The sequence below is a fragment of the Pseudomonas sp. 5.2 genome (genome assembly GCF_059025405.1).
Map to the genome: position 1 here is coordinate 70,512 of NZ_JBYBHH010000005.1, position 18,702 is coordinate 89,213.

General features: G+C 58.9%; 15 protein-coding genes. 9 read left to right on the forward strand and 6 right to left on the reverse strand.

Annotated elements, in window-relative coordinates:
* Positions 1-54 precede the first annotated feature (54 nt).
* The 4 genes from AC5PZ0_RS09600 (at position 55) to AC5PZ0_RS09615 (ending at position 5,911) form a co-directional block, all read left to right on the forward strand.
* On the forward strand, positions 55-4,548 hold the full coding sequence (locus tag AC5PZ0_RS09600) for an RHS repeat-associated core domain-containing protein (protein ID WP_493854800.1): 4,494 nt from the start codon (positions 55-57) through the stop codon (positions 4,546-4,548).
* On the forward strand, positions 4,545-5,033 hold the full coding sequence (locus tag AC5PZ0_RS09605; RefSeq protein ID WP_157767035.1) for a hypothetical protein: 489 nt from the start codon (positions 4,545-4,547) through the stop codon (positions 5,031-5,033). Before AC5PZ0_RS09600 ends, AC5PZ0_RS09605 begins: the two co-directional genes overlap by 4 nt.
* Positions 5,034-5,181: 148 nt before the next feature.
* A complete protein-coding gene (locus AC5PZ0_RS09610; RefSeq protein WP_493854801.1) occupies positions 5,182-5,583 on the forward strand; it encodes a hypothetical protein in 402 nt (133 codons plus the stop codon).
* A gap of 64 nt (positions 5,584-5,647) precedes the next feature.
* Positions 5,648-5,911 (forward strand): PAAR domain-containing protein, encoded by a 264-nt coding sequence (locus AC5PZ0_RS09615; protein WP_493854802.1) that lies wholly within the window; start codon positions 5,648-5,650, stop codon positions 5,909-5,911.
* Positions 5,912-5,988: 77 nt separating this feature from the next.
* Here AC5PZ0_RS09615 and ptrR read toward each other — a convergent pair whose 3' ends face one another.
* Complete coding sequence (gene ptrR, locus AC5PZ0_RS09620) at positions 5,989-6,879, reverse strand: putrescine utilization regulator PtrR (protein ID WP_099430907.1); 891 nt, start codon at positions 6,877-6,879, stop codon at positions 5,989-5,991.
* Positions 6,880-6,985: 106 nt separating this feature from the next.
* On the opposite strand from ptrR, the gene AC5PZ0_RS09625 reads away from it, so the two are divergent.
* The gene (locus tag AC5PZ0_RS09625; RefSeq protein WP_493854803.1) at positions 6,986-8,371 is read left to right on the forward strand and encodes an aldehyde dehydrogenase family protein; all 1,386 of its coding nucleotides are present in this window, start codon (positions 6,986-6,988) and stop codon (positions 8,369-8,371) included.
* 36 nt (positions 8,372-8,407) lie between these two features.
* Here the strand turns inward: AC5PZ0_RS09625 and AC5PZ0_RS09630 are convergent, their stop codons facing one another.
* Positions 8,408-10,321: a DEAD/DEAH box helicase gene (locus AC5PZ0_RS09630; RefSeq protein WP_252824250.1), complete on the reverse strand. Its 1,914-nt coding sequence runs from the start codon at positions 10,319-10,321 to the stop codon at positions 8,408-8,410.
* 81 nt (positions 10,322-10,402) lie between these two features.
* Entirely contained in the window at positions 10,403-11,302 is a 900-nt protein-coding gene (locus AC5PZ0_RS09635; RefSeq protein ID WP_099429435.1) for a helix-turn-helix domain-containing protein, read from the reverse strand.
* Positions 11,303-11,454: 152 nt separating this feature from the next.
* On the opposite strand from AC5PZ0_RS09635, the gene AC5PZ0_RS09640 reads away from it, so the two are divergent.
* The 3 genes from AC5PZ0_RS09640 to AC5PZ0_RS09650 all read left to right on the forward strand — a co-directional run bounded on the left by AC5PZ0_RS09640 (position 11,455) and on the right by AC5PZ0_RS09650 (position 15,340).
* Entirely contained in the window at positions 11,455-12,813 is a 1,359-nt protein-coding gene (locus AC5PZ0_RS09640; protein WP_027596784.1) for a glutamine synthetase family protein, read from the forward strand.
* A gap of 128 nt (positions 12,814-12,941) precedes the next feature.
* Complete coding sequence (locus tag AC5PZ0_RS09645) at positions 12,942-14,030, forward strand: polyamine ABC transporter substrate-binding protein (RefSeq protein ID WP_027596783.1); 1,089 nt, start codon at positions 12,942-12,944, stop codon at positions 14,028-14,030.
* 14 nt (positions 14,031-14,044) lie between these two features.
* Positions 14,045-15,340 carry an NAD(P)/FAD-dependent oxidoreductase gene (locus AC5PZ0_RS09650; RefSeq protein ID WP_493854804.1) on the forward strand — a complete coding sequence of 432 codons (1,296 nt, stop codon included), beginning with the start codon at positions 14,045-14,047 and terminating at the stop codon, positions 15,338-15,340.
* 131 nt (positions 15,341-15,471) lie between these two features.
* Here AC5PZ0_RS09650 and AC5PZ0_RS09655 read toward each other — a convergent pair whose 3' ends face one another.
* Together AC5PZ0_RS09655 and AC5PZ0_RS09660 are read right to left on the reverse strand one after the other, a co-directional pair.
* A complete protein-coding gene (locus AC5PZ0_RS09655; protein ID WP_186676873.1) occupies positions 15,472-15,777 on the reverse strand; it encodes a helix-turn-helix domain-containing protein in 306 nt (101 codons plus the stop codon).
* Positions 15,758-16,141: a type II toxin-antitoxin system RelE/ParE family toxin gene (locus AC5PZ0_RS09660; RefSeq protein ID WP_493854805.1), complete on the reverse strand. Its 384-nt coding sequence runs from the start codon at positions 16,139-16,141 to the stop codon at positions 15,758-15,760. The genes AC5PZ0_RS09655 and AC5PZ0_RS09660 overlap by 20 nt, the downstream gene beginning before the upstream one ends.
* 251 nt (positions 16,142-16,392) lie before the next feature.
* On the opposite strand from AC5PZ0_RS09660, the gene AC5PZ0_RS09665 reads away from it, so the two are divergent.
* Positions 16,393-17,070 carry a DUF3313 domain-containing protein gene (locus AC5PZ0_RS09665; RefSeq protein WP_265969038.1) on the forward strand — a complete coding sequence of 226 codons (678 nt, stop codon included), beginning with the start codon at positions 16,393-16,395 and terminating at the stop codon, positions 17,068-17,070.
* Between the two features lie 165 nt (positions 17,071-17,235).
* Here the strand turns inward: AC5PZ0_RS09665 and AC5PZ0_RS09670 are convergent, their stop codons facing one another.
* A complete protein-coding gene (locus AC5PZ0_RS09670) occupies positions 17,236-18,612 on the reverse strand; it encodes an L-serine ammonia-lyase (RefSeq protein ID WP_265969040.1) in 1,377 nt (458 codons plus the stop codon).
* Positions 18,613-18,702 lie beyond the last annotated feature (90 nt).

Here is an 18,702-nt window from a genome sequence, read left to right on the forward strand (position 1 = left end):
GTAGTTGCCCCTAAAGAGACCTTCGATGAGGAGGACGTAAGAGCTGGCACCGAAATGCTAGCCAAATGGCTCACGGACCTCACAGGAGACATTGTCAACTGGAGGACAGTCATCTCTGTTGGCGAAGTTCTCCCTGTAGCCGGGTCCATCTTTGCTGCAACAGATGCCATTGGCGACATCATAGAACTGGCCAAGGGTGACAGTGCCTATCGGGCTGACCCGTTCAACTGGGTAGGTCTTGGTATCAATCTGTTTGCTATCGCGCCACTGCCTGGTGTCGGGCCCGCACGGATAGTCATGCGCCCAGCGCTGAAGTCGCTAAGAACCGCGTCCAAGGACGGCATTGCTCAAGCACTGCTCATAACGATTGAAGCGGCACTTGCCGAGGTTTGTCCGGGAGAGCTTGAGGAGTTCATTGGGGAGATCGAAGCGCAGTTGCAGAGCATTCTTGCCAGCTTCGCCAAGAAGATTGTCGAGGTCTGCAAGTTCCTCGCTGACTTGATCCGGTCGGTGGCAGATGGAACGGTGAAGGATGTCGCCTTGACGGCCCTGTTCCCCGGTATGCGGCTGGTGGCTGAAGCATCTGACTACTTCAAACGAAAGACCGGGATTGGCTTCAGCAAAAACCAACTGGGCTTCGGAGAGAGCGAAAAGCTGAAAACCCTGCTTGAGCCTGTCGCACAAAGCCTTGAAAGCATCGGGCGTATGGCAGGCAACAAGATAGTTGCCATCGGCAGTAAGACGGACCCAGGCAGCATCGCTTCAATTCTGAGTGTACTCAGACTGGCTCTGATCAAAAGAGGATACAAGCCGAGACGAAGCAGCATCGCGCCTGGCTCAACCAGCCAAAGCCGTAACGTGCAGGGCCGTCAGGGTACCGAGGCGGCTCCAGGGCAGCGGGCAGCAAAGGCAGATCCAAACTGCAAGAAACGCGGTACGAAAGCGGGCACTAACTGCAGCATCAGCTTCGCCACAGGCAGCGAAACAATCGTACACACCGATTTCCAGCTACCTGGCGTGTTCCTCATCGAGTGGAACCGCACCTATCGCTCTTCATTATCCGCATTTGACAACGGCCCCTACGGATCACGCTGGATCACGCCGTTCGCAGCTCGCTTCGATCTGGTCGAAGATCAACTCACCTATCATGGCACTGACGGCAGAAGTCAAAAGTACTCACTGCCGAAGCTCAAAGGCAGTCATTACGATTCCATCGAGAATGTGGTCATTGCTCGGATCGCCAAAGACACCCTTGCCCTGCTCAGGGGTCATGAGAGCCAAGAGATCTATCAGCGGCACGGCAACCAGTTCCGCTTGAGCACCATCAAGAACAAGGGCGGTTCCAGCATTGCCCTGCACTACGAACATTGTGTAGGCGACAGCGCCGTGCTGTCCGACCTGGTGACCTATCAACACGGCACACCTCATCACCATATCCATACGACAATTGATGATCAGGGACGTGTCATCGCGCTTTGGCTGATGGATGAAGGTCAGCCACAACGCCAACTGGCGTCATACACCTATGACACACACGGCGACCTGTGCAGCGCCAAGGGCGAGCATGGGACCGAGTGGACGTATCAGTACAAGCACCACCTCGTAACACGTTATACCGACCGCACCGGTCGGGGCATGAACCTCGAATGGCTCGGAGAAGGTGCTGATGCCAAAGCTGTTCGCGAGTGGGGGGACGATGGCAACCTAGACACTCGATTGAGCTGGGACCCGAACATCCGCCTGACACGCATCGTGGATGCCAACGGCAATGAAACCCAGCACTTCTGCGACATTCTCGGCTACCCCTATCGCATCATCCATCCCGACAAGAACGAGGAATGGATTTACCGGGATGCCGCCAAGAACGTCACCCAGCACATCCACACGGATGGCAGTAGCGATGTCTATGCGTACGACGAGCGCGGCAACCTACTCCAGCACACCCGCCCGGACGGCTCGTCGATCCACCATGCCTATGACGATCTGGACCAGCGCTTCAAGACCCGCGATGCAGAAGGCGGGCTGTGGAAGTTCGACTACGATCAGCGCGGCAACATCATCGAAACCCAGGATCCGCTAGAGAACAAGACGCTCTACACCTACAACAGCGACAACCTGCCCATCGCCATCACCGATGCCAACGGCGGTGAGAAGAAGTTGGCCTATAACCGTGACGGACAGCTGACCCGCTACACCGACTGCTCAGGCAAGACCACGCAATGGAAATACGACGCGCTGGGTCAACTGGCCAAACTGATCAACGCCGCTGGCGAGATCACCGAGTACCAGTACGAAGCCGGCCAGCTGGTGCTGCTCGTTCATCCGGACAAGACCACCGAACGCTTCGAGCGCGATGCCGAAGGCCGCTTGCTCAGCCACACCGATGCCCTGTATCGACGCACCCGTTGGGACTACAACGAAGCCGGGCTGATCCATCAACGCCACAACGCCAACGACACCACCCTCACCTACCATTGGGACAAGCTCGGTCAACTGGTGCGCCTGCGCAACGAGAACAACAGCGAAGCCAGCTTCAAGTATGACCCTGTAGGTCGACTGCTCAAGGAAACCGGCTTCGACAAAGAAACCACCCACTACCTCTACGACAACGGCAGCAACCTGCCCACCCGCCGCGTGGATGGCGACCGGACCACGCACTTTGAGTACGACCCCATGGGCCGGCTTATCCAGCGCAAGGCCGGACGACGTGGCGGCGAGAAGTGGGAGGTTGAGACCTTTGCCTATGACGGCAATGGCAAGCTGCTGCTGGCTAACAACGGTTCCTGCAGGCTGCAATGGTTCTACGATGCAGCAGGCAACAACACGCGTGAGCATCAGTGGCTGGATTATCTGGTCAAACCGCAGGTGGCCGTGTTCAAGCACGAGTACGATGTCCTCAACCAACGCATCGCCACCACCCGCCCCGATGGCCACCGGGTTAGCTGGCTAACCTACGGCAGCGGTCACCTGCTCGCGCTCAAACTCGACGACCATGAGTTGATCAGTTACGAGCGTGATGACCTGCACCGGGAGATCGGCCGCGTGCAAGGTAATGGCCTGGTCCAGCGACAAACCTGGAGCCCGAATGGTCAGTTGCTGGAACAGACCCTGGTTCGGCAAGGTGAGTCCAAACGCATAGCAGCGCGCACCTATCGTTACGACGAGGCGGGTCAGTTACACCATATCAAAGACTTGAACCGTGGTGATCTACGCTACCGCTATGACCCAGTGGGGCGCTTGCTCGAAGCCAGCCTTAACTACGAAAAGGAAACGTTTGCCTTCGACCCGGCGAGCAACCTGCTGGACCCCGAAGCTCCACCGGGGCCCAATCCGCACTCGCCGCGCAAGCTCATGGACAACGTGCTGCGCAGCTACTGCGGCACGCAGTACCGCTACGACGAGCGCGGCAATCTGCTGGAGCAGATTGAGAACGGCAAGACCGGCAAATTTACCTGGGACCTGTATGACCGCCTGCGTCGATACGAGGATGATCGACTGGTTGTCGAGTTTGGATATGACGCCTTAGGCCGCCGTGTGTACAAGGACTCACGCTCGAAGTACCGCAACCGGACACAAGCTGGACCTATCTGGAACGAGAATGCGCAGCGTGCGCTGGATGAGAAACTGGGCTGCGATCTGACATTGTTCATCTGGGACGGCGACACACTGGCGTTCGAGCAGAAAGGCCGGGATGGCAAGGGGCAGACCACGCATTTCGTGTTTGAGCCTGGGACGTTCGTTCCGGTGGCACAAGGGGTAATGAATCACGTTGAGGAGATGCTGCATCAGCCGAACTATGACTTCCCGTATAACGTAGACAGAGATCCGGTTTGGCAGCAAAAGTCAGCACCGAAGCCATTCGACGCCCTTGCTTGGTACCAGTCTAATCATTTGGGCACCCCGATGGAGCTAACATCCAAGAATGGACAAGTAGGGTGGAAAGGAACATATAGAGCTTGGGGACATGCAGAGGAGAATCGAGGTAATGGTACCGAACCTGTACCGAACCGCAATCCATTACGCTTTCAGGGCCAGTATTTTGACATCGAAACCGGTCTTCATTACAACCGATATCGCTACTATGATTCGAGCCTAGGTCGCTTTATTGGAAAGGATCCGATTGGATTCACGGGTGGCATTAACATTTACGTGTATGCCCCGAACCCAACGAATTGGACGGATCCTCTAGGGCTTGAAACTGAGCCCAAAGCACTAGGAAGTGAAGTCAATCCGTTTGCCACTTCGAGGGGAGCTCGGCGTGAAGCTATGAGGCAGGCAAAAATCCCTACAAGTCAGCAACCCATTAGTCAATCCAGGAACCAATCCGGATTTGAATACCGTTATGAGATGGCGCAACCAGGAGGAGCGAAAGGCCTTGCATCTGTGCAGCAGCAAACGTTAGATAGCAGCCATATCGACAAACCACACTGGGAAGCGGGAAAGGTTAAACTAGATGACGATGGAAACCCCAGAATGAGCAGACATAATCGGCCACAAATTCGAAATGGAAAAGGAAAAGCCTTTTACACTAAGGAGTGCTGCAATTGACTATCACTCCATATGATAAAGAGTTGCTCTATAGAAAAGCACAAGGAAAAAAAATACAGAATAGCCACGAGAAAAAAATCCGAGAAATATTTACTAACAACCATCAGAAAATAGCAAAACTAAAGCTAACTGAGACAGATGATGTACTAAATAAAATAAAAAAATTAAAACTAAAAACCTGCCTAAACGAGGAACTCCACTCCTTTTCCGAGTGTTTGAACCGCTTCTCGCCCGAATTATATCAAAAAGAATTCTACGCATTCATCGACGAAGACTGGAAATACTATGGAGCCATAAAACTACCAAAAAAAACCATTATAAATCCTCAATTTGACTTTGACAAAAGCGTCAGTGACGAATTAAGATTTTTTACTAGCGACCTCTCAATTCAAATCTCAATTGACTACTCTTCTTATGGAAGTAAAAAACTATACGAGTGCACCATCAGGCGACTACTACCAAATCAGGCACCCCTACCTTCATGACAATTAAGATGAACACCTGGGGATTTCGTATGGGATATGACAACAGACACAAGGCTCATATAAATGCTTTCAACAGGAAAAACGAAAGAACAATTTGCTTTGAGGCAACACAAAAAACAGTTGGAAAAATAATAAGGAGATTTAACCGATGAGCTTCACACCAGAATGCCAAGCTTACATCGACACCCACCTCTATGAAAACCAGGATGAACTTTTAAAAAAAATTGGGAGCCTACTACCAACAGGCGCATCCAACATTCATTGGGATAAAATCCCCGACAAATATGAAGCACACTCTATCCAAAGAGACAAATTAATCATGGAGATACTCGCCGCAGCATCACTCATAGACCTAAAGGAATCAGAAATCATAATGATCATCAACATAGATGATGCCTTCCCAGCAATTATAACCACTCTGAAAGAATGGCAACCATACGCACAAGAACTAGATTACGTAAACACTCTATACGTAAATGAAAATAACTCAAAAATTATTCATTGGGATTTTTACAAAAATCTGTACGCACTTAAAACCCCCTCACAGTAGCATTCGCCGCATTAAGGGTCATTTGAGTGACCTAACCTACCTGAAACACACGAGAGAAATTCACATGAAGAGCATTGTAAGGACTGGGGATCCAACCGACCATGGTGGTATGGTGATCGGCTCCATAGACAATACTAACCTCAACGGCAAACCAATGGCCGGCGAAGGCAGCATGGTTTTCTGCCCTCTGTGCAAAGGCGAGTTTCCAATCATCGAAGGCAGTGACACGTACCGCATCAACGGAGTACCCGTCGCCCTTGACGGCATGAAGACCGCGTGCGGCGCCAGCCTGATCGCCAGCGCTTCACACAGCAGCGTCCATCGCTGAGTTGATTAAACCAAGAAGAGAGAGCCTTCGGGTCGTGGCAAGCGCCGGTAGCTACGCCCCTGCTCTCACAAGTAGATCTATACGGTATCTACAGCCATACCTAAACTCCCCTGCCGCTCTTCCAACAATTTCACAAACATACTCAAACTGCGCGAAACCGCCCCCCGCCGCCACACCAACCAGGTCTTCAAATACCGGAAATCCTCCGACATCGGCCAGGCGCTCACCGTGCTACACCCCGGCATGTTGTCGAGCATGCTGCGCGGCATCATGGCCAACCCGGCACCGGCACTTACGCATGCCAGCATGCCGTGATACGACTCCATCTCGTGGATCTTGCCCGGCACGGCCTGATCCTGCACAAACCAGTTCTCGAAGTGGTGGCGGTACGAGCAGTTGGCCCGAAATGCGTAAATGTTCTCGCCGTTGACGTCTTGGGCGCGGGTTACCGGCGCATGGTTGAGGGGTGAGATGACCATCATCTCTTCCTCGAACACTGGCATGCCTTCCAGCGTCGGGTGCAACACAGGCCCATCGACGAAGGCCGCTACCAATCGCCCAGACAGCACCCCTTCGAGCATCGTCCCCGACGGCCCGGTCGAGAGGTCCAGGTCGACTTTGGGGTAGCGCTGGTTATAGGCCGCCAGCAAGGCCGGGATCCGCACGGCTGCGGTGCTTTCCAGCGAACCCAAGGCAAAGGTGCCCTGCGGGTCTTCGCCGGCCACCGTTAGCCGCGCCTCGTGCACCAGGTCGAGAATGCGCCGGGTGTATTCGAGAAAGTTCCAGCCCGCTGGCGACAGGCGCAGGCGGCTTTTCTCGCGGATGAACAGCTCGACACCTAGGTCTTCCTCCAGCTGTTTGATACGCGTGGTCAGGTTCGAGGGCACCCGATGGATATGCTGCGCGGCGGCACTGATGCTGCCTTGCTCGGCCACTGCCTTGAAGATTTCCAGTTGCACCAGGTCCACAGTCATTCTCCAAACGTGAATGTTTCGCTCATTATTATTCAGTTTTCATTAAATCCCTACACCACTAGTCTGGCGTCACGGATCAACAACAGCGAGAGTTTCCACCATGAGCGCGATCAGCAGCCTGACCCACGCCATCTCCCTCGACCCGCACAGCGGCGAGCAGATTGGCGCCTACCCGTTCGATACCGACGCCGCACTGGAAGCGGCGCTGCAACGCGCCAAGGTGGGCTATGGCCAATGGCGCCAGGTGTCGCTGGGTCAGCGCAGTGAGTGGTTGCTCGCCCTGGCCAACACGCTGGAAACCAAGGCCGAAGCGTTCGCGCAAATGATCAGCCGTGAAATCGGCAAGCCGATCACCCAGGCCCGGGGCGAAGTGAGCAAGTGTGTCGGGTTGTGCCGTTGGTACGCCGAGCACGGCCCTGCCATGCTGGCAGCGGAACCAACCCAGGTCGAAAAAGCGCGCATCGAGTACCGCCCGCTGGGCCCGATCCTGGCCGTGATGCCGTGGAACTTCCCGATCTGGCAAGTGCTGCGCGGTGCTGTGCCGGCGATCCTCGCGGGTAATACCTACGTGCTCAAGCACGCCCCGAACGTCATGGGCAGCGCCTACTTGCTGGGCGAACTGTTCAAGGATGCCGGCCTGCCGGAAGGCGTCTTTGAAGTACTGAACGTCACGCCGGACGGTGTCACCCGCGCCATCAACGACCCTCGCATTGCCGCCGTGACCCTCACCGGCAGCGTGCGCGCTGGCATGGCGATCGGTGCGCAAGCCGGCGCCGCGCTGAAGAAGTGCGTGCTGGAGCTGGGCGGTTCGGACCCGTTCATCGTACTGGCTGATGCCGACCTGGATGCCGCAGTCAAGGCGGCCGTCATCGGTCGCTACCAGAACACCGGCCAGGTTTGCGCGGCGGCCAAACGCCTGATCATCGAAGAAAGCATCGTTGAAGCGTTCACTCAAAAGTTTGTCGAAGCAACGCGCCAGCTGAAGGTTGGCAACCCGCTGGAAGACGACACCTACATCGGCCCGATGGCCCGCTACGACCTGCGCGATGAACTCGATGGGCAGGTTCAGGCGACACTCGCCGAAGGCGCTACTTTGCTGCTGGGCGGCAACAAGATCGAAGGCGTGGGCAACTTCTACGCACCGACCGTGTTTGCCAACGTCACCTCGGAAATGACCGCGTTCAAGCAGGAACTGTTCGGGCCAGTGGCGGCGATCATCACTGCGCGGGATGCCGACCATGCCGTGGCATTGGCCAACGACAGCGAATTCGGCCTGGCGTCGACCATCTATACGGCCGACTATGCGCTGGCTGAACGCATGACCGCAGCACTGGATACCGGTGGCGTGTTCATCAACGGCTACTGCGCATCCGACCCCCGCGTCGCCTTTGGCGGTGTGAAGAAGAGTGGTTTTGGCCGCGAATTGTCGCACTTTGGCGTGCGGGAATTCACCAACGCGCAAACGGTTTGGCTGGACCGTAACTGACGGGACAATCGGGGCCGCTTGGCGGCCCCGATTTCCTCAGTCCCTGACCTGGTCCTTCACCCAGTCCAGCATCCCCCCCGGCACGATCAGTTCATGCCGTGCCCGCGAACAGGCGGTATACAGGCCCGCCAGCATCCGCGCCCGTTCGTTGCGATTGCCCGCTGCCACGGGCGCGACCATCAGCTCCGGTGACACCATCACCCGGGCGAATTCCATGTTCTTCACGTCCCGCACCCGCCCCAGGAACAGCTTGGGCGCCTTGTCCCAACGATAACGGCTCTTGGCCTTGGCGAAATGCTCTGGCGTATAGCCCTTGCGCAGCATGTTGGCGACCGCCACGAAGGCTTTGTCGTCGCCCTTGTCCTGCTCCAGCGCCTGCCAACTGGCGTAGCGGAACAGCATGGGGTGACGCGGCCGGGTGCCGTAGCGGTACAGCTCGATGCAATCTTCGACGAACAGCTCGAAATCCTTGCGCGCACTCTTCAACAACACGAACGGCACCCCTTGGTGCGTAAGGCGCTGGAACCAGCCAAACAGGCCCCACTCGTCATCGACAATCAGTGCCGTGGGCTGCTCTGGCACCGTGACCGTGTCGAAGAAACTGACCCGGGTGTAGTGCTCGGCACTGCCGCTGAATGCCGCCTGGATCTTGGCCGGATGCGCCTGGATCAGCGGGTTGAGGACGTTATCCATGGCGGGCCCGGCGCGCAGCGAATGGTCGATGTAACGCTGGCGGATGAAGCCACCGTGGTGCGGGCTCAGGCCATTGAGGTTCTGCAGCTCGTCGCCCAGGGTGATGATCGACTGCGGGCTGCGGTCCAGCACGGCGAGCATCGGTGCCGACAGCTCGTGGGCCTCGTCGACGATGACGTGGGTGTACCGACTGTCGATCATGTCAGCGGTCAGCGACAGCAGTTTGACCCGGTGGTAATCACGCACCGGCAGTTGAATCTCCCGCGCTGAGGGGCGAATCAGCTCCTGCCAGTACAGCCGGGCCTTTTCCAGCAGCACTTCCTGGTCCAGTGGCGAGGTGCCCGGCCCGGCCCAGGGCAAATGGTGAAGCTGGACCTCTGCATCGCCGCTGCGGCAGAAACTGCGCACGGCCTTGATGCACAAGGCAACCACGTCGCGGGCCGCGAGCGGGCCGATATCGGGGATATTCAGCCACTTCACCACCTGCGCCTCCTGCGGGCGCCAGGACAATTTAGTGCGGTACGGATCACGCAAGCGCCAACCGTTGCTGGTGAGGTCTCGGTTGAGAAGCTCGTCTGCCAGTTGGCCGAAGGTCAGTGCGGTGTAGGCTTGGGCGTCCTTGACGCGTGCCTGCAACGCGCGCAGCTGGCCCTCGGTCAGGGCCAGCAGCAGCGTGCGCTGGGGGTCGAGCAAACGGGCGAACTGGTGAATCAGGAACGTCTTGCCGGTGCCGGCAAAGCCTTGCACCGCCACCGACTCGTCAACACCTGACAGAAACTCGCGCAGCAGGCGGTTTTGTTGATCGCTCAGCAGCAGGTCGCTGGCCAGCGATGGCAGATAGACCGGGTGCAGCGGCGTGACCTGTTGGCGGTAGGTATCGGCAAATTGGAAACTCCACTGGCCTTGGTCATCGTGCAGGTCCTCGACGTCGTATTTGACCTCGGCGGACAGCAAACCGATGCCATTCTCACCCAGCATGCCAAGGCCCATGGCGAATGCCTCGCGGTCGAAGTGCTGCGCTACCTGGCCTTGAAAGCGCCCCGGCGCGGCCGTTTCGACCTCGTTGGCGATGCGCACGATTTCGGCAAAGCGCCGCTCCTGAGCGTCGGCCGTTGCAGTGGCGGGCTGGCGTGGCAGGTTTTGCACGAACAGCACCGCCGCGGCCTCCAGCAAACTGGCAGTCGGGAAAAAGTCGCTGGCGGTGGGTTCGCTGGCAAGGCGGTCGGCTTGGTCGCTGGGCAATGGCAGGTAGAACATCGGGACCTCGGGTGGAAACAGGTCGGCACGATAGCAACTTTCCGTGGGGGGTGCTGGGTTCAATGTGCCGGCTGCCGGCCCTCAGCCCCTGCGCCGTTTCAGGGTCTCGCTCGGCAACTCCTTGAACAGCTGCCGGTAACTCTCGGAAAACCGCCCCAGGTGCCAGAACGACCAGCGCATGGCGACTTCCGCTACCGTTACCTCGCCACCGCGCAACAAGTCCCGTCGCGCACCGTTTAGCCGGCGTAACCGCAGCCAGGTCCCCGGCGGCATACCGGTAAAGGCCTTGAACGCCTGCTGCAACTGGCGCAGCGAAACGCCGGCCACGTCAGCCAGTGCCACCAGGTTGAGGGTTTCTTCGGGGCAGTCCGCCGCCCATTCACTGACCCGGCGCATGATCGAGCGCTCTTCACTGCGCCTGCCCAGCGCACCGCTGTCCAGCCGCTGGCAGGCACTGTCGAGGATGAACAGGCAGTCTTCCAGCAACTGCTCCGCCAGCGCCTGCCCCTGCAGCGGGCAATCGGCGTTGCCCAAACGGGTCAGGGTGGCGCTCAGCCAACTGCCGAACAAGGCGTTCTGGCCACTGCCCAATGGCACCATGAACAAGCCTTCCAGGCGCTGCGTATCCAGGCCATGACGGGCCAGAAACGCCTGGTCGAACACCACGGCCACCTCTTCGTAGTTCTCCGGGGTGATCCAGATATTGCGGCTCTGCTCGTTGAGCAGGTACAGGCTGTTTTCGCTGCGGTCGAAACAGAACGCCAGCGATCCACTGGGGGGGCGAAAGAACTGCTCGACTCGGGTATTGAGCCGCTCTTCATAAACCTCCACGCCATCGAGCCCCAGGCAACGCAGTTCGCCGCTGAAATGCCCGGGCGACATTTGCCGGTATTGCTGTTGCCAGCCAGGGGTGGCACGCACCTGCTCGGTGACGTCGGTGGTGTGGAAAGCCTGAACCTGCAAGGCGTTGAGCGTTGTCACGCATTGTCCTGTATGCACTCTTTTGGTGCATTGATTAGCGTAGAAAGTGGATAGATCGCCCCGGGGGGCTGCGACCAAGATAGTCTCCAGCGCGTCACCTGGGAAGCCACCCGCTCCCGCCGCGCACACAAAAACCCAACCAAGAGGTCTGTATGAACGCCCCCTTCGATCAGCTGTCCACGTGGCTGAAAGAACACCGGATCACCGAAGTTGAATGCGTGATCAGCGACCTGACCGGCATCGCCCGCGGCAAGATCGCACCGACCGCCAAATTCCTGCACGAACGTGGCATGCGTCTGCCCGAGAGCGTGCTGTTGCAGACGGTCACCGGCGACTACGTTGACGACGACATCTACTACAGCCTGCTCGATGCCGCCGACATCGACATGGTCTGCCGCCCTGACCCGACTGCGGTGTACCAGATCCCCTGGGCAATCGAGCCGACCGCGATCGTGATTCACGACACCTTCGACAAGCAAGGCAACCCGATCGAGCTGTCGCCGCGCAACGTGTTGAAGAAGGTGCTGAAGCTGTACGCCGACAAAGGCTGGCAGCCGATTGTCGCACCGGAGATGGAGTTCTACCTGACCAAGCGTTGCGAAGACCCAGACCTGCCGCTGCAGGTACCCCTGGGGCGCTCGGGCCGCGCAGAAAGCGGTCGCCAGTCGTTCTCGATCGATGCCGCCAACGAATTCGACCCGCTGTTCGAGGACGTCTATGACTGGTGCGAACTGCAGGGCCTTGACCTGGACACCCTGATCCATGAAGACGGCCCGGCGCAAATGGAGATCAACTTCCGCCACGGCGACGCCTTGGACCTGGCCGACCAGATCACCGTGTTCAAGCGCACCATGCGCGAAGCCGCGCTCAAGCACAACGTGGCGGCCACCTTCATGGCCAAGCCGATCACTGACGAACCTGGCAGTGCCATGCACCTGCACCAGAGCGTGGTCGACATCGCGACCGGCAAGCCGGTGTTCGCCAATGAAGACGGCAGCATGAGCGAGCTGTTCCTGCACCACATCGGCGGGCTGCAGAAGTACATCCCCAAGCTGCTGCCGATGTTCGCACCTAACGTCAACTCGTTCCGCCGCTTCTTGCCGGACACGTCGGCACCGGTCAACGTCGAGTGGGGTGAAGAAAACCGCACCGCCGGCTTGCGTGTACCAACCTCCAGCCCCGATGCAATGCGCGTGGAAAACCGCCTGCCGGGCGCCGATGCCAACCCTTACCTGGCCATTGCTGCCAGCCTGCTGTGTGGCTACCTGGGCATGGTCGAGAAGATCAACCCGAGTGCGCCGGTGCAGGGCCGGGCTTATGAGCGACGCAACCTGCGCCTGCCCATCACCATCGAGGATGCCCTGCAGCACATGGAAGACTGCGAAACCGTGCAGCAGTACCTGGGCAAGCAGTTCGTCCAAGGCTATGTAGCGGTCAAGCGTGCCGAGCACGAGAACTACAAACGGGTGATCAGTTCCTGGGAACGTGAATTCCTGATGCTCAGCGTTTAAACCCAAGGGCACTGCCCGTGCGATGACGCAAGGCCACGCTTTCCTGTGGGGCGGCCTTGCGTCGCGAAAGGGCTGCAACGCAGCCCCCGATACACCGAACCCAAGAACAAGACCAACGAGGTGTCGACATGCGTCATCTGCAATCCCTGGTTCCCGCTGCATTCACCTTACTGTTCGGCGCAGCTGCCCAGGCCGCTCCGACCGTCAGCGTGTACAACTGGACCGACTACATCGGTGACACGACACTGGCCGACTTCCAGGCCAGCAGTGGGATCAAGGTGGTCTATGACGTGTTCGATTCCAACGAAACCCTGGAGGGCAAGCTGCTGGCCGGCCGCACTGGCTACGATGTGGTCGTGCCCTCGAACCACTTCCTCGCCCGCCAGGCCCAGGCCGGTGCGTTTTTGCCGCTGGACCGCAGCAAGCTACCCAACTGGAAGCACCTGGACCCTAAACTGCTCAAACAGCTTGAGCAGAACGACCCCGGCAACCAGTACGCGGTGCCCTACCTGTGGGGCACCAATGGCATCGGCTACAACGTCGACAAGGTCAAAGCTGCGCTGGGCGTGGACCACATCGACTCCTGGGCGGTGCTGTTCGAGCCCGAGAACCTGAAAAAACTCAAGCAGTGTGGCGTGGCCTTCATGGACTCGCCCGACGAGCTGTTCCCGGCCATTCTCAACTACCTGGGCATGGACCCACGCAGCGAAAAGCCCGAGGACTACGCCAAGGCTGAAGCCCGCCTGCTCGAACTGCGGCCCTACATCACCTACTTCCATTCTTCCAAATATGTCTCGGACCTGGCCAACGGCGATGTCTGCGTGGCCTTCGGCTACTCCGGCGACGTGTTCCAGGCCGCCAACCGCGCAGTGGAAGCCAAGAACGGCGTCAAGGTTGCCTACAGCATTCCCAAGGAAGGCAGCAACCTGTGGTTCGACCTGCTGGCCATCCCCAAGGACGCCAGCAACCCGGACCAGGCACTGGCGTTCATCAACTACCTGCTTGAGCCTCAAGTAATCGCCAAAGTCAGTGCCACGGTCGGCTATGCCAACGCCAACCCCGACGCCCAGGCCTACATGGATGCGTCCCTGGTGAACAACCCCGAGGTCTATCCACCCCAGCAAGTGCTGGACAAGCTGTACATCTCTAGCACGCCAAGCCCCAAGATTATGCGCGTGATGACCCGCTCCTGGAGCAAGATCAAGTCCAACCGTTGAGCCGAGAACGCACCATGCCTTTCGATACCCTGCACACTGCTTCGTACTACGCCGCCACGGCACGCGACACGGCGCCCTACCCCAGCCTGGACGGCGAACTGAGCGCCGACGTGTGCGTGGTCGGCGGTGGCCTGACCGGGGTCAATACCGCACTGGAGCTTGCCGAGCGCGGCCTTTCGGTGATCGTGCTGGAAGCCAGGCGCATCGGCTGGGGTGCCAGTGGGCGCAATGGCGGCCAGCTGATCCGCGGTATCGGCCATGACGTCAGTGGTTTTGCCCGCTATGTCGGCCAGGACGGCGTGCGCTACCTGCAACAGGCCGGCATCGATTCGGTGGCGTTGGTGGCCAGGCGCATCGAGCAATACGGCATTGCCTGCGACCTGCGGTGGGGCTTCTGCGAACTGGCCAACACCCCCGCCCAGTTTGCCGCCTTCAAGGCAGAACAGGAGGACCTGGCCGCGCTGGGTTATCGCCACGAAACCCGCCTGGTCAGCCCCGAGCACATGCACCAGATCGTCGCCAGCGACCAGTACGCCGGCGGCCTGGTCGACATGGGCTCGGGCCATCTGCACCCACTGGACCTGGTACAGGGCGAAGCACGTGCGGCCGCAGCCCTTGGCGTGCGCATTTTCGAGCAGAGCCCGGTGCTACGCATCGAGCACGGCCCGACCGTGACCCTGCATACCGCCCGCGGCAAGGTCAGGGCACAGAGCCTGGTGCTTGGCTGCAACGCGCACCTCGATGAACTGGAGCCGCGCCTGAGCGGCAAGGTGCTGCCGGCCGGCAGTTACGTGGTGGCCACCCAGCCACTGCCCGAGGCGCTCGCCAATAGCCTGATCCCCCAAAACATGGCGCTTTGCGACCAGAAGGTCGGCCTGGACTACTACCGCCTCACTGCCGACCGTCGTTTGCTGTTCGGCGGTGCCTGCCACTATTCCGGGCGCGACCCCAAGGACATCGCCGCGTACATGCGGCCGAAAGTGCTCAAGGTGTTCCCGCAGTTGGCCGAAGTACGCATCGACTACCAATGGGGCGGCATGATCGGCATCACGGCCAACCGCTTCCCGCAGGTCGGGCGGCTGCGCCAGCACCCTAACGTTTACTACGCCCAAGGCTATTCAGGGCACGGGCTGAACGTGACCCACTGGACAGCCAAGCTGCTGGCCGAGGGTATTGCCGTGGGCCACAGCCAAGGGCTGGACGTGTTCAGTGCGGTACCCCACCTGACCTTCCCGGGCGGCAAGGCATTGCGCTCACCGCTGCTGGCGTTGGGGATGTTGTGGTACCGGTTGCGCGAGGTGCTGGGGTAAGTGCTGCCTGTGTGCCCTCGTCGTGGACGCTTGCACGATGAGGGCGACGACAATAAGACAGTACATGAAGAGTAATAGTTAACTTATTGAATTCTATTGATTAACGTTAGAATCCACTACGAATAAAATACTTAAAGAATAGCCTGTAAGCCTTTGAATTGTATTACGTTAAGGAGTTTAAGCGCCGGCCCTGCTGGACGTGTCTCGCCTTGCTCCCATTTTCGAACGGTTGAAGCACTCGTGTGCAGGTGCATGGCAAACACTGGCTGGCTGAAATTCAGCGCCTCACGCAAATGCCTTATGTCCAGCGGGCTGAAATCCCGCACCGGCGCGGGGCAGATTGCTTCGAAATCGCGTAGGGTGACCTTGCCGATGGCACCTGCTTCATGCAGGAGGGCAAGGTCATCACGCAACGACTCAATCAGTTTGCTGCTCACAACAGACCTCCATTAATACACCTGACTGTAACGCCCAGCAGAGCGCCATAGATGACAACTCGAGAAAAACCCTGCCCGCAAAGCGCAGCGCCCTTTGCTCTTCCAGCGTGATATTCGCCTTGCAGCCTTTGGCAAACCCATGCAGAAAAACATAACGGCTGCCTATCCGAGCAGAGAGCACAGTCCGAAAACCGCCGCGTTTACCTGCGCCGTGGCCCGCAATGCGCTGCTTGTACAACTCGCCACCCAAGCTGGCATCAACCAACCCTCTGCGCATTCCTTCTACCGCCTTGCACAACATACTGTCAGTAAGCCTTTGCCCGACTTGCCAACGCGCGAAATCCTTGCGCTTGAAAATCTCCATGACTCGCTCCAACCATACCCGTTACGGGCATAGTTTTCCAATAGCGAGCGCAGATGAAAAGCCATCGTGATCCTACTGTGGCGTAGGAATCTTCTCTGTTACACATCGGGCTTCGGGCATTTACGCCAATCGAAGGCGCCTTCGCCCCATTACACCACTGCGCCAGCTCCCAAGATTGCCCTGCCCACTGGCCAACTGCCCTGCACCTGCTAGCGTTGTTCTGGCCGACCTCTCATGGATGCATCACGATCATGAAATCATTGCCCCGCATCACCTTGTTGTGCGCAGCCTTGCTTGCCGTAGCCGCCTGCTCCAGCAACCGCGTGGACCCCAGTGACTACTCCGGTTTCCTGAAGGACTACAGCCGCTTGCAGCCCGCTGAAAGCCCATCCGGCGCGCCGGTGATGCGCTGGATCGACCCCAAGGTCAACGTCAATCAATACAGCCAGGTGTTCATCGAGCCCAGCCAGTTCTACCCCAAGCCGCAACCGACAGCGGTTATTTCGGCGCAGACGCTGCAGGAGATTACCCGTTACTTCAACGAGGCCATGCGACGTGAATTGGGCAGCGTGCTGACCCTGGCCAAAGCCCCCGGCCCAGGCACCATCGTGGTACGCCCGGCGATCACCGCGGTGTCTACCAGCAACGAAGGCCTAAAGCCTTATGAGGTCATCCCTATTGCGCTGATCTCGGCGGGCGTCAATACCGCCATGGGCGGCCGTGACCAGGAAGTAGATGTTGGCGTAGAGGCGGCCTTCCTGGACGGTGCCAGTCAGAAAGTGCTCGCTCAGGTGGTGCGCAAGGGCGCGGGTAAGGAGCTGGAGAACGACACCCAGAAACTCACCCTCAATGACGTCAAACCGGTGCTCGACGGCTGGGCCAAAGACATGCGCGCGAGCTTCCTGACACTGAAACAGAAGAGCCGTTGACCGTGTAGGAGCAGCCTTGTGCTGCGAAGAGGCCAGTGACAGCAGCGAAAATTGATGATGTGTTCACTGGCCTCTTCGCAGCACAAGGCTGCTCCTACCGGGTAGCGTGTCAATGCCCTTGATCGAGTAAGGCAACGGCCCCCTGAATAAACCTCGGGCTGCGAATCAGCACTCGACAAAGGCGACGGCCAGGCCGCCGCGCGAGGTTTCTTTGTAGTTGGAATGCATGTCCGCACCGGTGTCGCGCAGGGTGCGGATAACCTGATCGAGCGAGATGAAATGCTCGCCATCACCGCGCAGGGCCATTTGCACCGCGTTGATCGCCTTGACCGCGGCAATCGCATTACGCTCGATGCACGGCACCTGCACCAGGCCACCCACCGGGTCGCAGGTCAGCCCCAGGTTGTGTTCCAGGGCGATTTCCGCGGCATTTTCCAGTTGCGGCGGCGTAGCACCGAGCACTTCGGCCAGGCCAGCGGCTGCCATTGAGCACGCCGAGCCCACTTCACCCTGGCAACCCACTTCAGCACCGGAGATCGACGCGTTGGTCTTGCACAGGATGCCGACTGCGGCCGCCGCCAGCAGGAACCTCACCACATCGTCGTCGCAGGCATCCGGGTTGAACTTCATGTAGTAGTGCAACACGGCCGGGATGATCCCCGCCGCACCGTTGGTGGGCGCTGTCACCATGCGCCCGCCGGCGGCGTTTTCTTCGTTGACCGCCAGGGCAAACAGGTTGACCCATTCCATGGCGCTCAGGGTCGAGCCGATCACGTTTGGTTTGCCCAACTCCTGCAGGCTGCGGTGCAAACGTGCAGCCCGGCGCTTGACCTTGAGCCCGCCCGGCAGGATGCCCTCATTGCGCAGGCCATTGTCGACGCATTCACGCATCGCCGCCCAGATGCGCATCAAGCCTTCGCGTACCTCGGCTTCCGGGCGCCAGACGCATTCGTTGGCCATCATCAGCTGCGCCACGCCCATTCCGTGCGCCTTGCACAGCGCCAACAGCTCAGCCGCACTGGCAAACGGATACGGCTGTTCGACCGCATTCGCCTCGCTTTGGGGGGCATCGATTTCTTGCTGCTCGACGATGAAACCACCGCCCACCGAATAGTAGGTTTGGCTGAACAGGCTGCCCTGCCCGTCAAGTGCTTCCAGGCTCATGGCGTTCGGGTGGTACGGCAGGCTTTGCTCAAGCAGCAGCATGTCGCGGGTGTAATTGAACGCCAGGGGATGGCTGCCATCGAGCATCAGGCATTGCTCCTGCATCACCTGGCCGATGCGTGGCTCGATCGTGGCCGGGTCGATCCGGTCGGGCCACTGCCCCATCAGGCCAAGCAGGCAGGCACGGTCGGTGGCGTGGCCAACTCCCGTGGCCGAAAGCGAGCCATACAGACGCACTTCGACGCGGCTGACCCGGGCCAGCAAACCACGCTCACGCAGGGCCTGGGCAAAGGTTGCCGCTGCACGCATCGGGCCTACGGTGTGAGAGCTGGAAGGGCCGATGCCGATTTTGAAGAGGTCGAAAACACTGATAGCCATACTAATGCCTGACCGCGTTGGGCAGAATCGCCAATGCGCGGTTCTCTGGGGAAATTGAACACTACTGCGAACTTGAGCGATACTGACCTG

Excerpts from the sequence above, each read along its gene's own strand:
- AC5PZ0_RS09630 (WP_252824250.1), bottom strand. The coding sequence starts at position 10,321 with ATGTTCTACCTGCCATTGCCCAGCGACCAAGCCGACCGCCTTGCCAGC.
- AC5PZ0_RS09615 (WP_493854802.1), top strand. The coding sequence starts at position 5,648 with ATGAAGAGCATTGTAAGGACTGGGGATCCAACCGACCATGGTGGTATG.
- AC5PZ0_RS09625 (WP_493854803.1), top strand. The coding sequence starts at position 6,986 with ATGAGCGCGATCAGCAGCCTGACCCACGCCATCTCCCTCGACCCGCAC.
- AC5PZ0_RS09600 (WP_493854800.1), top strand. The coding sequence starts at position 55 with ATGCTAGCCAAATGGCTCACGGACCTCACAGGAGACATTGTCAACTGG.
- AC5PZ0_RS09650 (WP_493854804.1), top strand. The coding sequence starts at position 14,045 with ATGCCTTTCGATACCCTGCACACTGCTTCGTACTACGCCGCCACGGCA.
- AC5PZ0_RS09645 (WP_027596783.1), top strand. The coding sequence starts at position 12,942 with ATGCGTCATCTGCAATCCCTGGTTCCCGCTGCATTCACCTTACTGTTC.
- AC5PZ0_RS09665 (WP_265969038.1), top strand. The coding sequence starts at position 16,393 with ATGAAATCATTGCCCCGCATCACCTTGTTGTGCGCAGCCTTGCTTGCC.
- AC5PZ0_RS09670 (WP_265969040.1), bottom strand. The coding sequence starts at position 18,612 with ATGGCTATCAGTGTTTTCGACCTCTTCAAAATCGGCATCGGCCCTTCC.
- AC5PZ0_RS09640 (WP_027596784.1), top strand. The coding sequence starts at position 11,455 with ATGAACGCCCCCTTCGATCAGCTGTCCACGTGGCTGAAAGAACACCGG.
- AC5PZ0_RS09610 (WP_493854801.1), top strand. The coding sequence starts at position 5,182 with ATGAGCTTCACACCAGAATGCCAAGCTTACATCGACACCCACCTCTAT.
- AC5PZ0_RS09660 (WP_493854805.1), bottom strand. The coding sequence starts at position 16,141 with ATGGAGATTTTCAAGCGCAAGGATTTCGCGCGTTGGCAAGTCGGGCAA.